This window comes from Methylophaga sp. SB9B (assembly GCF_004832235.1).
In the GTDB taxonomy this organism is placed as follows: Bacteria; Pseudomonadota; Gammaproteobacteria; order Nitrosococcales; family Methylophagaceae; genus Methylophaga; species Methylophaga muralis.
In genome coordinates, this window is record NZ_SSXS01000009.1 from 1 (window position 1) to 16,408 (window position 16,408).

Here is a 16,408-nt window from a genome sequence, read left to right on the forward strand (position 1 = left end):
CGCTCTACACGACCGGTTACAACGGTACCACGACCAGAGATAGAGAAGACGTCTTCGATAGGCATTAAGAATGCACCATCAATGGCACGTTTCGGCTCTGGGAAGTAGGTATCCATTGCTTCTGCTAAGCGGTGAATTGAAGGTGCACCAATTTCGCTGGTGTCGCCTTCTAATGCTTTCAACGCTGAGCCAACAATGATCGGGGTGTCATCACCTGGGAAATCATATTTGTCCAATAACTCACGGACTTCCATTTCAACCAGTTCAATCAATTCAGCATCATCAACCATGTCTGCTTTGTTCAAGTAAACAATGATGTATGGTACGCCAACCTGACGTGATAACAGAATGTGTTCACGGGTTTGGGGCATCGGACCGTCAGCAGCGTTAACCACCAAAATCGCGCCGTCCATTTGTGCTGCACCTGTGATCATGTTTTTAACATAGTCAGCATGGCCTGGGCAGTCTACGTGAGCGTAGTGACGATTAGGTGTTTCGTACTCAACGTGCGCTGTCGCAATGGTGATGCCGCGCTCTCTTTCTTCCGGTGCGTTATCAATATCCGCGTAATCTTTGAATTCACCACCTGATGCTTCAGCCATTACTTTCGTAATTGCTGCCGTCAGGGTAGTTTTACCGTGGTCTACGTGACCAATGGTGCCCACGTTTACGTGGGGTTTTGTACGTTCAAATTTTGCCTTAGACATGCCAGTCTCCCCGCCAAACTTTTTAATTGTTAAAATCAAAAACAGGCAAGGTAGTCCCTGCCCAATCAAAATAAAAAATGGAGCCCGCAATCAGAATCGAACTGATGACCTCATCCTTACCATGGATGCGCTCTACCGACTGAGCTATGCGGGCCAAATCTTCCAAAACTAAAATGGAGCGGGTGATGGGAATCGAACCCACATAGTCAGCTTGGAAGGCTGGAGTTCTACCATTGAACTACACCCGCAAAATAGTAAACTCTCAAATAAAATGGTGGAGGGGGGAGGATTCGAACCTCCGAAGGTAGAACCGTCAGATTTACAGTCTGATCCCTTTGGCCGCTCGGGAACCCCTCCACTAAAGAGGTCGCATTTTCCGGAAATACCCGCTCGCTGTCAACCACTATCTCACTTTTAAATGGCAAAAGTCTCTTAAGTCCCAGTAAAACGGATTACCAACTGCATCAGAACCGACGGCATAGTATACTGCTGGGCTATTTTTATCTTTCGCATTGGAGTTTTTTATGGAGCAATACCGTGGCACCACGATCCTTTCATATCGTCGTGACGGCCAGGTAGTCATTGGTGGTGACGGTCAGGTCAGTCTTGGCAATACCATCATGAAAGGCAATGCCCGCAAGGTCAGACGTTTATACCATAATCAAGTCATTGCTGGATTTGCCGGTGGTACTGCCGATGCATTTACCTTGTTTGAACGTTTTGAAGCTAAACTGGAAAAACACCAAGGTAACTTGACCAGAAGCGCACTCGAGCTGGCAAAAGATTGGCGTACTGACAGAATGATGCGCCGGCTTGAAGCCTTACTTGCTGTTGCAGACGCCGAAGCATCATTAATTATTTCTGGTAACGGCGATGTTATCGAACCTGAAAATGGCCTGATTGCAATTGGTTCTGGCGGACCATTCGCCCAGGCAGCTGCTACTGCATTACTACAGAACACCGATTTATCGGCCCGTGAGATTGTTGAAAAAGGCTTGAATATCGCTGCTGATATCTGCATTTACACCAATCATAACCTCACCATTGAAACATTGGATTACAACAAATAATCATGAATCAATCATTAACGCCCAAACAAATTGTTCACGAATTAGATAAACACATCATCGGACAACACGAAGCTAAAAAAGCTGTTGCTATAGCATTACGTAATCGTTGGCGTCGTCAGCAATTGGATGCCACCTTACAACATGAAGTGACTCCTAAAAACATTCTGATGATCGGTCCAACAGGTGTAGGTAAAACAGAAATTGCCCGACGACTTGCTTCTCTAGTTAATGCTCCTTTTATTAAAGTAGAAGCCACTAAATTCACTGAAGTGGGTTATGTGGGCCGTGATGTCGAATCCATTATTCGTGACCTCGCAGAAAGCGCGATGAAAATGCTGCGAGAGAATGCTATCAGCGAAGCTAAGCCTCGCGCTTTGGATGCTGCAGAAGAGCGTGTTCTTGACGTATTGCTTACTCCGGCTCGTGGCACCTTAACCGAAGAAGAATCTAATACCCGGCAGAAATTCCGCAAGATGTTGCGCGAAGGCAAACTGGATGACAGAGAAATCGAATTGGAGTTAGCTCAGCATCAAATGGGGGTCGAGATCATGACACCGCCAGGTATGGAAGAGCTTACTAGCCAGTTACAAGACATGTTTCAAAGCATGGGTAATCAGCGCAAATCTACTCGCAAACTTACGGTAGCTAAAGCCATGCGGCTATTGAGCGAGGAAGAAGCGGCTAAACTGATTAATGAGGAAGATTTAAAAGCCGAAGTTATCAATCGAGTTGAACAAACCGGTATTGTGTTTTTAGACGAAATCGACAAAATAACCCACCGTGGAGAAGGCGGCGGAAGTGGTGCAGATGTCTCGCGTGCCGGTGTGCAACGTGATTTACTACCGTTGGTCGAAGGCAGTACGGTTTCCACCAAATACGGCATGCTGAAAACCGACCATATTCTGTTTATTGCTTCTGGAGCTTTTCATCTGAGTAAACCCTCTGATTTGATTCCGGAACTACAGGGCCGATTACCCATAAGAGTAGAACTTAATGCTTTGACAACTGATGATTTTGTCAGAATTCTAACCGAACCGGATGCATCGCTGACAGAACAATATTCAGCATTACTGGGTACTGAATCGGTTGATTTAAGCTTTACCCCAGATGGCATCAAACGAATTGCTGAGCTTGCCTGGCAAGTCAATGAAAAGACCGAAAACATCGGTGCACGTCGTTTACATACATTGCTTGAAAGGCTACTTGAAGATATTTCCTATGAGGCTGGTGAAGAATCAGGACAAAAATTTGTCATTGATGAAAATTATGTCAGTCAGCAGCTGTCAGAGCTGGTGCAGGATGAAGACCTGTCACGCTATATTCTTTAAAGGACTTTTATGAGCCAGGCTCCACTGCCAAGTGAAATTCAACTGCATAAACAATCCCGTAAACTGGAGTTAGTTTACGGTGATCAGCACTATTTGCTATCTGCCGAGTTTCTGCGGGTCCACTCGCCTTCCGCCGAGGTTCAGGGACATGGACCGGGGCAGGAAGTATTGCAGGTGCAAAAGGAAAAGGTTGGCATCAGCAATATTGAGCCAGTTGGCCATTACGCCATTAAAATTTATTTCGATGATGGTCATGACAGTGGGTTGTTCAGCTGGGATTATCTTTATGAGCTTTCCATGCATCAGGATGAGTACTGGCAAACCTACCTGGAAAAGTTGATGGCTGAAGGTTATGAACGTCAGCAAGACGCCTGAGGGACTTATGGAAGACAATAACACTACACATTTTGGCTTTAAGCAGGTTCCGACCAATGAAAAAGCCAAACATGTCGCCGAAGTATTTCATTCTGTCGCTGGTCGCTATGACTTAATGAATGATTTGATGTCAATGGGCATTCACAGGCTTTGGAAACGATTTACCTTGCATAACAGCAATGTGCGGCGAGGCGCTAAAGTGCTGGATATTGCCGGTGGTACCGGTGATTTGACTGCCAAGTTCGCCGAAATGGTTGGACCAACCGGTAAAGTAGTGTTGGCTGATATTAATGCTTCCATGCTCAATGTTGGTCGTGATCGTCTGACTGACCTTGGTAAAGCCGGCAATATTGAATATGTTCAGGCCAATGCTGAAGCATTGCCGTTTCCTGATAACACCTTTGATTGCATCACCATCGCCTTTGGCCTGCGTAATGTCACCGATAAAGATAAAGCACTCGCCTCAATGTTAAGAGTACTCAAACCAGGTGGAAAATTAATGGTACTGGAATTCTCCCAACCTGCCAGCTGGTTAACCCCACTTTACGATACCTACTCATTCAAAGTGCTACCGGCACTTGGCAAACTGTTTACCAATGATGCCGAAAGTTATCGCTATCTGGCCGAATCAATTCGCATGCACCCTGATCAACCTAGTCTGAAAAAAATGATGGAAGATGCCGGCTTTGAGCGTGTGGACTTTATCAATATGTCTGCGGGCATTGTGGCGTTACACAGTGGTTATAAATTCTAAGTCATGAGCCTGTTGTTAAAGCCGCTTGAAATGGCATTGAATCATGCATTGCGCTTTGATATGGAAAGCCATAAACAACTTCAGCGCTTTGCCAAACGCAGTATTCGCATTGATATCACTAATCTTAATATTGCTGTTATCGCAAGATTTACCGATGACCAAATTCTATTAGAAATGGCCGAAGAACATGTCGCTGATTTAATGATCAAAGCAGATAGTTTTGCCTTGCTGAAACTTTTACAGCAACCAGACAGCCTATTTTCCAACGAGATTCAGATCCTCGGTGATGTCCAGTTCGCTAAACAATTACAGGACTGGCAACAACACTTTGATTTCGACTGGGAACAGCAACTCGCTCGATTAACCGGTGATACATTGGCTTATCCATTAGCCCAAAGTCTACGTCGAGGCTTTGACTGGTTGAAATACAATCGCTCGGAATTCGAACAAAGTGTGGCGGAATATCTCAGAGAAGAAAGTCACTATTTACCCGACAAATCGCAAACAGCGCGATTTATGCAACATGTGGATGTGCTTCGTGCCGATGCCGATAGACTGGAAGCCCGAATCAAACGACTGCAAAACATTATCGAGAAAAAAACATGAAACTCAGTCAATTCGGACGTTTATTGCAGATAAATCATGTTTTGGGCCGACATCGTCTCGACGAACTAATTCTGGCAATACACTTTTTCCGCCCCTATCGTTTCCTGAGCTGGTTTTCACCTTATCGCTGGCGTCATAAAGCCGACTTGCCTAGAGGCGAGCGAATTCGTCTGGCGTTGCAGGATTTAGGACCAATTTTTGTCAAGTTTGGTCAAATCCTTTCTACCCGCCGTGATTTATTACCGGAAGATATCGCTGATTCACTGGCCAAACTGCAGGATCAAGTTGCGCCCTTCCCTAACGATATTGCATTAGCACTTATTCACGCTGCCTATGAAGAAGGCGAACCAGAACGTATTTTCAGTCATATTGATGCTGATCCCCTGGCCTCTGCGTCAATCGCTCAAGTACATGCCGCTACGTTGGCTGATGGAAAGCAGGTCATTCTAAAATTAGTCCGTCCTGGTATTGAGAAAGTTATTCGCCGTGATGTCGACCTGCTTTATACACTGGCTGGTTTAGCGGAAAAATACTGGTCTGAAGGCAAACGTCTACGTCCTCGTGAGGTGGTTGCCGAGCTGGAAAAAAATCTGTTTGATGAACTGGATATGTTACGTGAAGCGGCATCCGCGTCACAGCTTAAACGACATTTTGCTGATGAACGCTTATTGTATGTTCCCGAAGTTTACTGGTCATTAACCAAACCTAACCTGCTGGTGCAGGAACGGGTATTCGGCGCGCCGATAAGTAATATCGCGTTATTGAAACAACATAATATCGATTTGGAATTGCTTGCCACTATCGGGGTGGAGATTTTCTTTACCCAGGTATTCAGACACAGTTTCTTTCATGCTGATATGCACCCAGGCAATATTCTTGTCGATGTCAGCAATCCCCAGTTACCGCGTTATATCGCCATTGATTTTGGCATTATGGGCACTCTGTCACCTGATGATCAGCGTTATCTGGCGGAAAACTTTCTGGCGTTTTTCAACCATGATTATCGCCGGGTGGCCGAACTGCATATCCAGTCAGGCTGGGTTCCGGCAGAAACACGGATGGATGAATTTGAATCGGCCATTCGCAGTGTCTGCGAGCCCATTTTTGCCCGTCCATTGAAAGAGATTTCATTCGGACAGCTTTTGTTGAGACTGTTTCAGACTGCCCGACGCTTTAATATGCAGATCCAACCACAACTGGTGTTACTGCAAAAAACACTGTTGAATATTGAAGGACTGGGACGTGACCTCTATCCCGATCTGGATTTATGGCAAACCGCCAAACCCATTCTGGAACAATGGATGAAAGAAAAGCTTGGCTGGCAAGCAGCAGTCAAATCGCTGCAGAAAGAAGTACCGACCTGGGCTGAGACTTTACCGACATTGCCCAGAATGCTGCATGATTTAACCAAACAAGCTCAGGCTGGACAATTGCATATGCAATTATCATCACAGGATTTGGAAAAGATCCGCCGTGAAGTTCGTCATTCCAGTTATCGAACTGCCACCGCAGTCAGTGGTGCAGCCTTTATAGTGGGTGCAGCGATAATTAAAGGGCTGGATGGTTATTCATCCAATATGTTGGCCGGCATGCCGGTGCTCAGCTGGGTTCTGGGGCTTTGGGGTGGATTGATGCTTTATTTCAGCCTGCGCAGTTCCGATTAATCAGAACAAACCACTGATCACACCTTTATCATCAATATCGATTCGCTCTGCCGCAGGAATTTTAGGCAGACCGGGCATAGTCATCACATCGCCGCAAAGCACGACAATAAAGCCTGCGCCTCGTGATAAACGCACATCCCGAATGGTCAATGTATGTTGGTCAGGGGCCCCGCGTAAGCTGGGATCGCTACTAAACGAATAAGGTGTTTTTGCCATACATACCGGCATATCACCATGCAGCGATTGAAATTCGCCCAGTTTTTTCAGTACTTTTTTGTCGGCAATCACTTCATTAGCGCCATACAATCTCATGGCAACAGCATTAATTTTGTCCCACAACGTTGCACTATCGCTATACAGCAGTTCGCATTTACCCGGTTTCTCTAATTTTTCAACAACTGTCCGAGCCAGTAACTCAGCTCCCGCACCACCTTCAGCCCAGTGTCGGGCCAGAACAGCCGTCGCCCCCATGGCTTCAACAGCCTCTTTAATCAATGCAATTTCTGCATCCGTGTCCTGAATAAAATGGTTTATCGCCACCACACATTCCAGACCAAACTCGTTTTGTAAATTATGTAAATGCTTACGCAGGTTGGTCAGTCCCTTCTCAAGTGCCGTGAGATTTTCCGCTGCCAGATCTGGGACATTAACACCACCGTGATATTTCAATGCTTTTACCGTGGCGACAACTACCGCCAGATCAGGACGGATACCGGCTTTACGGCATTTGATATCAATGAACTTTTCAGCCCCCAAGTCGGCACCAAAGCCTGCCTCGGTCACCACATAATCACTGAGCTTTAACGCCATTTTGGTGGCAATGACCGAATTGCAGCCGTGTGCAATATTGGCGAAAGGTCCACCGTGGACAAACGCTGGATTATTTTCCAACGTCTGTACCAGATTCGGTTTAATCGCATCTTTTAGCAGCGCAGTCATGGCTCCATGAGCATTTAAATCACTGGCATATCTTGGCGTGCCATCAATTGAATAACCAATCAATATATTGCCGAGCCGCTGTTTTAATTCGGATAAAGAGGATGCCAGACAGAAAATCGCCATAACTTCGGAGGCAACCACAATATCAAAGCTGTCTTCACGCACAAAACCATTGGCAGGCCCCCCCATACCTATCGTGATCTGACGCAATGCCCTATCGTTCATATCGACCACCCGTTGCCAGGTGATCTTGCGGGTATCCAATTGCAGTGCATTGCCATGATGAATATGGTTATCAATCATTGCTGCCAACAAGTTATGTGCCGCAGCGATAGCGTGAAAATCACCGGTAAAGTGCAGATTGATATCTTCCATCGGCACCACCTGCGAATAACCACCGCCCGCAGCGCCACCTTTCAATCCAAAGCAAGGGCCCATAGAGGGTTCACGAACACAAACCGTAGCTTGTTTGCCAATTCGGTTGAGCGCGTCACTTAATCCAATAGTTGTGGTGGTTTTGCCCTCACCTGCTGGTGTTGGGCTGATGGCAGTAACCAGAATCAATTTACCATCGGGCTTTGTTGCCAAATCGTCCATCACCTGCAGAGATACTTTGGCTTTATAACGGCCGTAGCTATCCAGATCATCGACCTGCAAACCTAATTTTTGCGTGGCGATCTCGGTAATATTCTGCATTGTGGCTTGTTGGGCGATTTCAATATCTGACATGCTATTTTCCGAATTTTGGCTCTGCGGGCATTATACGCGACTTAGTTTATGGCCCTGTATTCCGGCCGCTAATTATTCGCCCCAGCGTGGCATCAACTGGTGTTTTATTGAGGCTTGATCAAGAATTCTGGCCACCACAAAATCAACAATATCTTCGAGAGTCTGCGGCCGAAAATAAAAACCGGGATTGGGGGGCATGATACATACACCCAGTCGAGAAAGTTTCAGCATATTTTCCAGATGAATTGGTGAGAATGGTGCTTCTCTTGGAACAACGATTAATTTGCGTTGCTCTTTAATCATGACATCCGCGGCACGATTAATCAGATTATCGCTGCCGCCACAAGCGATTGCCGACAGTGTTCCCATGGTGCAGGGACAGACAATCATCGTCGGAACTGAATGCGAGCCGCTGGCAAGTGGCGATGACCATTGCTGCTCTCCATAAAGCTTTAATTGTTCAGGTTGACAGCCAAATTGTGTGACTAAGACTTTTGTCGCATCGGCAGCGCGTGCTGGTAATTTCCAGTCCAGTTCATCCGCTAATACAATCCGCCCAGCAGCGGAAATCATCAGATGTACTGTTATTCCCTGTAGCAACAATTGCTCCAATAAACGTTTGGCATAAGGCGCGCCTGACGCGCCAGTAATAGCTAACGCAATTTGCTGAGGATCAGTCATTGTCCAATGCATCCAGAATTTTTTGATGTATACCGCCGAAACCACCATTGCTCATTACAACAATATGATCGCCAGATTTGCTTTGACTGACCAATTGAGCAACGACATCATCAATGCTTCGATGCAAGACTGAGGTGTCACCCAGTTGTTGTTGAATACTGTCTAACGACCAGGTTAACTGTGGATCCTGATACAAGATAACCTTATCAGCCGCTTCTAGTGAGGCGGCTAAAGTCTGTTCATGAACGCCCATTTTCATCGTATTGGAACGTGGCTCTAATACGGCAATCAATCGTTGATTACCAATATTGGCACGCAAGCCTTGTAATGTTGTGGCAATCGCCGTTGGATGATGAGCAAAATCATCATAGACTTTGATGCCGTGCCGTTCACCACGCAGTTCAAGACGACGCTTAACCCCTTTAAACTGATTTAATGCTTCACAGGCATGTTCAACAGTTACACCGACATGATGTGCGGCAGCTATTGCCGCCAAGGCATTATTAACATTATGTTTGCCAAGTAATGACCAGTTCACCTGTGCACTGTGCTGCTGATACTGCACGGTGAAACAATGGCCATCTTCAGCCATTTCAGTTAATTGCCAGTCTGCCTCTATACCATCCAAAGTCTGTCTGGGTGTCCAACAGCCACGTTCCAGAGCCTGTTCAATGGCAGGAACACCACATGGTGTGATCACCAGTCCTTCAGCAGGCACAGTGCGAATCAAGTGATGAAACTGAGTTTGTATGGCAGCTAAATCAGCAAAGATATCCGCATGATCAAATTCCAGATTATTAATTACCAAAGTGCGTGGACGATAATGGACAAACTTACTGCGTTTATCAAAAAAAGCCGTGTCATATTCATCGGCTTCAATCACAAAAAAAGGCGTATTACCGATAGCGGCAGATTGACCAAAATTACCCGGCACCCCACCGATCAAAAAACCGGGCTGCATGCCAGCATATTCAAGAATCCAGGCCAACATACTGCTGGTTGTTGTTTTACCGTGGGTACCTGATACCGCTAAAACCCAGCGATTAACCAGAATATTTTCCGCCAGCCATTGTGGTCCAGAAATATAGGGTAATCCTTGGTTGAGAACATACTCTACTGCAGGATTTCCACGAGACATCGCATTGCCCATCACTACCATATCGGGTGCTGGTTGCAGATGTTCAGCAAAATAGCCTTGCATAACGTCGATACCGGCAGCTGCTAACTGATCACTCATTGGTGGATAAACATTGGCATCCGAACCGGAAACTGTAAAACCACGTTCTCGGGCTAATAAAGCCAGTCCGCCCATAAATGTGCCGCAGATGCCTAATATATGAATATGCATTTAAGCCACCCCAGACATGACTAGGCCATTGAAAATGATGGCGACAAATACATATAAAACAGTTAAAGCAACCGCTTTTGGAGCAGATGTTTCGAGGGTACGACGAATAATATGCGCGGTAATCATCAAGCTCCAAAACATCACCAGCATCAGTGCAAACAAAATAAAATTTGCCGTATCGGATTGCTCTGCATACTGATGAAATGCCCATAACAATGGCATAGCCAGCAATCCTAACAGACTGCCAGTACCCGCCATAGCCATCAAAGTCTGTTGATAGCGCGGCAAGAAATGATTGAACCGAAGTAATAAATAGAGGAAGGTCATTAAAACAAGCAGATCACTAATCCCTGACCATAAGCTGATCCGCAGAGACATATCAATCTGATTAATTAATACGCTGACACAAAAATAGGCCAACAATACCAATTGCATTAGTTGATTATTCGCTGGAAGACTATCTGGTCCAGATCTGAACAGGCAAATATCCGTAAATCGCAGTATCAATTTCATGTGCGGCATCATAGCGCGTCAGCAATCGTTCACAAAATTTTTCTTGTCATTGTTTGATTTTCATCCATAAAAAAAACCCGACAACGCATTACGTCGCCGGGTTTTAATTTTCTATGTTTCAGAAACTAGTCGTCCAGAACTACTCCCCAAGGGAATGCTCCGACTTTAATAGTCTCAATTCGCTCCATTTTCGCGGTATCGACAACAGAAACTGTTCCACTTACCCCATCCGCGGTATAAAGCGTCGAACCATCTTTAGAGATATCCAAACCCCAAACCCGGTTACCCACTGGAACATTACCTTTTAATTCCAGCGTTTTCGCATCCAAGAAGGCAACTGAGTTACCACGACCTGTGGTGACATATAACATTGTGTCATCAGGGCTTACTTTGATATCCATCGGCTTAGATTCTTCTACATCAATCGGTGCTTTCTTGGTGATTTTCAAAGTTTCCATATCAATGATGGCCACTTCGTTACCAATTTCACTAGTCGCATAGGCCAGACTACCGTCACTGTTAAATGCTAGACCACGAGGACGGGCAGCAACCACTAAATTTGCAACCAATTCATAACTGCTGGTATCGATGATATGCACCATATTGCTTGATTCGCTGGTAACCAAGGCATATTTACCATTTGGAGAAACAGCAACACCTTCAGGTTCAATCCCAACTTTAACAACAGCTAATTTTTCGTTACTTTTCGGATCAAGGAAGGTCGCTTCACCATCATCTTCATTGGAGATAACAATGTGTCCATTAACTGGATTGACACCAAATGTTTCAGGATCATCACCAGAATCGAGTGTTCTTAGCACTTCTAACGTATTTACGTCGACAACTGCGATGGCGTTATCATCACTGATAGCGACATACAGATGTTTTTGATCTGGTGATAAACCGATACCACGGGGACGCTGACCTACATCAATAGTGGCTTCAACTTTATTGGTACGAGAATCAATAACGCTGACGGTATTATCTCTTTCGTTTGTTGCAAACAAACGGTGGGTCGGTTCTGCTGCTGCAGCAGTACTTGCCAAAATCATTGAGCTTAGTAAAAGGGTTTTAAATTTCATTCATCGTTCTCCTTAATATTTCTCGCATTACTTGCATGTTACTTTGCCGAGGCTATCTAAACCACCTTCAAAACCACGAAGCGGTGCTTCAGCAACAATTTTATTATCGTTATCAACCATTAAAAGGATTTGACGTAACTGTCCGTTTTCACGAAAGTTTGTGTTATCTCCTTTTTGACCATCAAACACCAGATCGTTTTTAAGATGATTCAACATAAATGCGGCATCATATTGCATGGTTTGTACTACTGAATCGGCGACCATTTTGGTTCCAGCCCACCCCGCCCATGCGTCATCGGTCATCTCTTCGCCTTGGTTTTTCTCAAAACGATTATTCAATTGACTTGCCGCAAATTTCACAAAATCTTCGTGCCAACTTTGAACCTTAGCAGGCTTATCTGAATTCTTTTCTTGCCATTGGGCCAGCGCATCTGCACGCATGCTTTCACTCGGCGTCACATGCAATAAATTTGGTAAACAGACATCACGCAACGCATCAGAACTCGAAATGAGATTGATAACTGGTATGGCAGCAAACTTATCTGATTGAGCAACTTTCATGATGTAATCATCATCCGTTGCCAGTAAGACGACCGTTTCAACATTGGTCGACTCTAGCTCATTTGGCTCAACAACTTTTACTTGATACTTCTGACCTAAAAAGCCACCTTGCAAATTAGCTTCTTCAATTCCCTGTTGAACTCCCAGCCATACTTGGCCATCGGTTGGTCCGACATAGTGCATCGTGACATCAATTTCGCTGGCCACTGTCCACTGTGGCCAAGCAAAGGCCAGGAATAAGCCATATTTTTTTATGTGTTTCATTCATCTCTCCTTACATTACAAAACCATCTCCAAGATACTTACTTAGATGTCTTTGATAATCAGAAAAATCCTTAACAACTAAGGAATTTATCCCACCAAACCCCATCGGAAAACAATTAACACCATATATATCAATAACTTAACGTCACATGTAAAGTATTAGCATTTCTTCTTGTCTAAAAAATGGTTGATATGAACCACTTTGAAATTCATACATGGTAATTTGACTCAAGATTCCCGAAGGAGGGCCGCTAATACTTTTACTAAATACTGAGTGAATCTAATGAAAAATAAAGCATTGGAATTAGACCTAAGGCAAATCAGACAAGGCTTGGAGGAATTTGCCACATTTATGAGCTATCAAAGTAACTACGAAGGTTTGCGTATACTCAAAGTTGAAACGCAACATAACGAAGAACATCCAGTCTCAGATAATGTTGTATCGATAGAAAATGCTCGCAGTCAACGGGATGATTACATCCAATCTATACCAGCCAAAAATTACCGATAAAAAAGGCCCGCATAGCGGGCCTCCTCAATCATCACACCTGACTTCCATCAGGATTAACTTCTTCGCCATCATCTTTCTCTGGCGGCATCAGGTCGGTTTTTGTAACGCCCATTAACAGCACGGCCGTACCTGCAACATAAATAGATGAATAGGTACCCACTAAAATCCCAATCATCAACGCCGTTGCAAAAGCATGGATTACTTCACCACCAAAAATAAATAATGACAAGACAACCAATAAGGTAGTCATAGATGTCATGATTGTTCTACCTAACGTGGCGTTAATAGAAGTATTAATGACTTCCAATGGTTCGGCTTTACGCATTTTCAAAAAGCTTTCCCGAATCCTGTCAAAGACAACGATGGTGTCATTAAGAGAGTAACCGATAACTGCCAAGATGGCTGCCAACACCGTCAGATCAAAATCCAGACGGAATAAAGAGAAAAAACCCACTGTAATGACAACGTCATGAACCAAGGCCAGTACTGACGCTATAGCAAAACGATATTCAAAACGTAATGCCACGTAGATAAGGATACCAATTAAGGCATATACCATTGCCAAACCACCATCTTCAGCAAGCTCTTCACCTACTTGTGGCCCGACAAACTCGACCCTTCTTACTTCAATAGCTTCAGTTTGTTCTGACTGTAATAGCGCAACGACTTGGTTACTAATTTCAGCCATATTTTCGGTTTCAATCACTGGAAGGCGAATCAAAACTTCAGTTAGCGAACCGAAATTTTGTACCATCGCATCTTCATAACCACCTTGCTCCAGGGTAGTTCGAATCTCGCCCAAATCGACGGGTTGAGGATAGCCGACTTCAATCATGGTGCCGCCGGTAAAGTCGATACCAAAATTCAGACTATTTGTGACGATTGAATAAACCGAAATAATTAACAAGATAGCTGAAAATGCTAATGCAAACTTGCGTATTCCAACGAAATTAATGTTTGTTTCTTTGCTCAATAAATGCATGACACAAGCCTTAATTAAATAGACAATTTAGGTCGTTGTTGGCGACCATAAATAAGGTTAATAACCATGCGAGTACCAACAATAGCGGTAAACATCGACGTCAAAATACCTAGCGTAAGAGTAACAGCAAAGCCTTTGATAGTACCGGTACCAAAACCAAACAATACGATTGCAGCGATCAATGTCGTAATATTCGCATCGGCGATAGTAGAAAATGCTTTAGCGTAACCGGCATCAATACTGGCACGTGGGCTGTTACCCATTCTCAACTCTTCACGAATACGCTCAAAAATAAGCACATTGGCATCAACCGCCATACCTACCGTCAAAACAATACCAGCAATACCAGGCATGGTCAGTGTGGCTTGTAACATCGACAACAACGCAACAATTAACACCAGATTGGCTGCAAGAGCCAAGTTGGCCACCGCGCCAAACACCCGATACCAGATGATCATAAAGACCAGCACCAGAGCAAAACCAATCATTACCGAAGCAAAACCCTGATCAATGTTTTCCTGTCCGAGGCTCGGGCCGACAGTGCGTTCTTCAACAATATCAATAGGCGCAGCTAATGCACCCGCACGGAGCAACAAGGCTAAATCACGCGCTTCGGTCGTACCATCTAAACCAGTGATCTGGAACTTCTTACCCAACTGATCACGGATAGTCGCAACGCTGATAATTTCCGGTAGCTGACGCCGTACACTGACTTCTTCACCATTGATTATCTGAGTTTCAATTTTTGACTCAATAAATACCACTGACATTGGGTTACCGATATTGTCACGGGTAATATTGCTGAAGATTCGGGCACCTTTACCATCCAAGGTCACCGATACAGCTGGCGAGCCAGTTTGACCATCAATTGTTGAAGCAGCATTAATAACGTGTTCGCCGGTCAACATGACGCGTTTGTGTAACAGATAAGGTCTGCCATCACGATGATAGAACAGTTCTGAATTAGCAGGGACACGGCCGTTTATCGCGTCTTGAACATCATTTTCAAAATCAACTAAGCGAAATTCCAATGTTGCAGTCGCGCCAAGGATCTTTTTCGCTTGAGCCGTATCCTGAACTCCTGGTAATTGAACAACAATTCTCTCTTGTCCTTGCTGTTGAACCGTTGGCTCAGCCACACCCAGTTCATTAATGCGATTACGTAAAGTCGTAATATTTTGCTGTAATGCCAAACTTTGCGTTTCACGAACGGTAGCTTCATTTAGCCGAATCGCTACCGTTGGACGATCCGCATTTTCGTCTATTACTGCATTGATTTCGTTATGTTCACGATTGATTTCCCGAATAGCCGCATCACGGTCAGCTTCTTCACGAAACCCGAAGGTTAAGACATCCCCATTCACATTCACCTGCGTGTAACGAATTGTCTTATCGCGAAGCAAAATTCGAATATCGCTGCCATAACTTTCAAGTGTTTGTTTTAATACTGTGTCCATGTCCACTTCCATCAGGAAATGCACGCCGCCACGTAAATCCAAACCAAGATTCATTGGCTTTGCACCCAAAGACCGCAAGAGGGGTGGTGTATTGGGCGCAAGATTTAACGCCACAATGTAATCATCGGCACTGAGGCTTTGTTGAATCAGTTCACGCGCTTTAAGCTGATCATTTGCTTCACTGAAACGAATCAATAAACGATTTTCTTCAAGCACTACGCCTTTGTAGGGAATTTCTGCTTGTTTCAGCGTTGATTCAATTTCATTGGCTAGTTGCAAATCAACAGTATTTTGTCTGCTAGCAGAAACCTGTACCGCAGGATCATCACCAAAGAGATTTGGCATAGCATAGATAATGGCGATGACAATGACGGCCACAACCAATAGGTTTTTCCAGAGGGGGTATCGGTTCATCTTAAGATCCAGATATCAAAAAGGCTGCTCGCAGGCAGCCTCTTTTCATTACAGTTTTTTCAATGTGCCTTTAGGAAGCACAGAATTGATTGATTCACGACGCACTTTTACTTCAACCGTATCGGAGATTTGCAGGTTGATCGCGTTGTCGTTAATGTCATTAATTTTTCCCATCAAACCACCGTCAGTGACAACTTCATCACCTTTAGCCAAGGCTTGCTGCATGGTGCGGTGGGCTTTAGCACGTTTTTGTTGAGGACGAATCAACATCACATAAAACAATACTAATAAAATGATTGGAAAGGCGAAATCCAACAAGCCTGGTGAGCCAGATTGTGACGCCGCAGCTTCAGCAAAAGCCGGTGAAATCAGAAAATCCATCGTGTTTCCTCTAAACTGACAAATAAAAGACTGTGATTATGC

Annotated in this window: 17 protein-coding genes and 3 tRNA genes; 7 read left to right on the forward strand and 13 right to left on the reverse strand. The window is 44.6% G+C overall.

The window, feature by feature from the left end; genetic code table 11:
• The 4 genes from E8Q33_RS10335 to E8Q33_RS10350 form a co-directional block, all read right to left on the reverse strand.
• Positions 1 to 707, reverse strand: a 707-nt coding sequence (locus tag E8Q33_RS10335; protein WP_136554619.1) for a GTP-binding protein, incomplete at its 3' end; no start/stop codon positions are given.
• Between the two features lie 78 nt (positions 708 to 785).
• A tRNA-Thr gene (locus E8Q33_RS10340) sits at positions 786 to 861 on the reverse strand.
• A gap of 20 nt (positions 862 to 881) precedes the next feature.
• A tRNA-Gly gene (locus tag E8Q33_RS10345) sits at positions 882 to 955 on the reverse strand.
• 24 nt (positions 956 to 979) lie between these two features.
• Positions 980 to 1,064 (reverse strand) — tRNA-Tyr (locus E8Q33_RS10350).
• 167 nt (positions 1,065 to 1,231) lie between these two features.
• Here E8Q33_RS10350 and hslV point away from each other — a divergent pair.
• The 6 genes from hslV to ubiB are packed head-to-tail and all read left to right on the forward strand — an operon-like array spanning position 1,232 to position 6,504.
• Positions 1,232 to 1,777, forward strand: coding sequence for an ATP-dependent protease subunit HslV (hslV, locus tag E8Q33_RS10355; RefSeq protein WP_069296979.1), 546 nt, complete (start codon positions 1,232 to 1,234; stop codon positions 1,775 to 1,777).
• A 2-nt stretch (positions 1,778 to 1,779) separates the two neighbouring features.
• On the forward strand, positions 1,780 to 3,105 hold the full coding sequence (gene hslU / locus E8Q33_RS10360; protein ID WP_069296980.1) for an ATP-dependent protease ATPase subunit HslU: 1,326 nt from the start codon (positions 1,780 to 1,782) through the stop codon (positions 3,103 to 3,105).
• A 9-nt stretch (positions 3,106 to 3,114) separates the two neighbouring features.
• Positions 3,115 to 3,480, forward strand: coding sequence for a gamma-butyrobetaine hydroxylase-like domain-containing protein (locus E8Q33_RS10365; protein WP_136554621.1), 366 nt, complete (start codon positions 3,115 to 3,117; stop codon positions 3,478 to 3,480).
• Between the two features lie 7 nt (positions 3,481 to 3,487).
• Complete coding sequence (gene ubiE, locus E8Q33_RS10370; RefSeq protein ID WP_069296982.1) at positions 3,488 to 4,234, forward strand: bifunctional demethylmenaquinone methyltransferase/2-methoxy-6-polyprenyl-1,4-benzoquinol methylase UbiE; 747 nt, start codon at positions 3,488 to 3,490, stop codon at positions 4,232 to 4,234.
• Between the two features lie 3 nt (positions 4,235 to 4,237).
• Positions 4,238 to 4,840 (forward strand): SCP2 domain-containing protein, encoded by a 603-nt coding sequence (locus E8Q33_RS10375; protein WP_136554623.1) that lies wholly within the window; start codon positions 4,238 to 4,240, stop codon positions 4,838 to 4,840.
• Positions 4,837 to 6,504, forward strand: a complete 1,668-nt coding sequence (gene ubiB, locus E8Q33_RS10380; protein ID WP_136554625.1) for a ubiquinone biosynthesis regulatory protein kinase UbiB — start codon at positions 4,837 to 4,839, stop codon at positions 6,502 to 6,504. The genes E8Q33_RS10375 and ubiB overlap by 4 nt, the downstream gene beginning before the upstream one ends.
• Here the strand turns inward: ubiB and E8Q33_RS10385 are convergent, their stop codons facing one another.
• The 6 genes from E8Q33_RS10385 to E8Q33_RS10410 form a co-directional block, all read right to left on the reverse strand.
• Positions 6,505 to 8,172: a formate--tetrahydrofolate ligase gene (locus tag E8Q33_RS10385; RefSeq protein WP_136554627.1), complete on the reverse strand. Its 1,668-nt coding sequence runs from the start codon at positions 8,170 to 8,172 to the stop codon at positions 6,505 to 6,507.
• A gap of 72 nt (positions 8,173 to 8,244) precedes the next feature.
• Positions 8,245 to 8,853, reverse strand: a complete 609-nt coding sequence (locus E8Q33_RS10390; protein WP_069296985.1) for a UbiX family flavin prenyltransferase — start codon at positions 8,851 to 8,853, stop codon at positions 8,245 to 8,247.
• The gene (gene mpl / locus E8Q33_RS10395) at positions 8,846 to 10,201 is read right to left on the reverse strand and encodes a UDP-N-acetylmuramate:L-alanyl-gamma-D-glutamyl-meso-diaminopimelate ligase (RefSeq protein ID WP_136554629.1); all 1,356 of its coding nucleotides are present in this window, start codon (positions 10,199 to 10,201) and stop codon (positions 8,846 to 8,848) included. Before mpl ends, E8Q33_RS10390 begins: the two co-directional genes overlap by 8 nt.
• Positions 10,202 to 10,714, reverse strand: coding sequence for a hypothetical protein (locus E8Q33_RS10400; RefSeq protein ID WP_136554630.1), 513 nt, complete (start codon positions 10,712 to 10,714; stop codon positions 10,202 to 10,204).
• Between the two features lie 125 nt (positions 10,715 to 10,839).
• Positions 10,840 to 11,796 (reverse strand): PQQ-dependent catabolism-associated beta-propeller protein, encoded by a 957-nt coding sequence (locus E8Q33_RS10405; RefSeq protein WP_136554632.1) that lies wholly within the window; start codon positions 11,794 to 11,796, stop codon positions 10,840 to 10,842.
• Positions 11,797 to 11,823: 27 nt separating this feature from the next.
• The gene (locus tag E8Q33_RS10410) at positions 11,824 to 12,621 is read right to left on the reverse strand and encodes an ABC transporter substrate-binding protein (RefSeq protein WP_069296989.1); all 798 of its coding nucleotides are present in this window, start codon (positions 12,619 to 12,621) and stop codon (positions 11,824 to 11,826) included.
• Positions 12,622 to 12,904: 283 nt separating this feature from the next.
• On the opposite strand from E8Q33_RS10410, the gene E8Q33_RS10415 reads away from it, so the two are divergent.
• Positions 12,905 to 13,132, forward strand: coding sequence for a hypothetical protein (locus E8Q33_RS10415; RefSeq protein ID WP_069296632.1), 228 nt, complete (start codon positions 12,905 to 12,907; stop codon positions 13,130 to 13,132).
• A gap of 31 nt (positions 13,133 to 13,163) precedes the next feature.
• Here the strand turns inward: E8Q33_RS10415 and secF are convergent, their stop codons facing one another.
• The 3 genes from secF to yajC are packed head-to-tail and all read right to left on the reverse strand — an operon-like array spanning position 13,164 to position 16,366.
• Positions 13,164 to 14,114 carry a protein translocase subunit SecF gene (gene secF / locus E8Q33_RS10420; protein WP_069296631.1) on the reverse strand — a complete coding sequence of 317 codons (951 nt, stop codon included), beginning with the start codon at positions 14,112 to 14,114 and terminating at the stop codon, positions 13,164 to 13,166.
• Positions 14,115 to 14,128: 14 nt separating this feature from the next.
• The gene (gene secD / locus E8Q33_RS10425) at positions 14,129 to 15,985 is read right to left on the reverse strand and encodes a protein translocase subunit SecD (RefSeq protein WP_069296630.1); all 1,857 of its coding nucleotides are present in this window, start codon (positions 15,983 to 15,985) and stop codon (positions 14,129 to 14,131) included.
• Positions 15,986 to 16,033: 48 nt separating this feature from the next.
• Positions 16,034 to 16,366 carry a preprotein translocase subunit YajC gene (yajC, locus tag E8Q33_RS10430; RefSeq protein WP_069296629.1) on the reverse strand — a complete coding sequence of 111 codons (333 nt, stop codon included), beginning with the start codon at positions 16,364 to 16,366 and terminating at the stop codon, positions 16,034 to 16,036.
• Positions 16,367 to 16,408 lie beyond the last annotated feature (42 nt).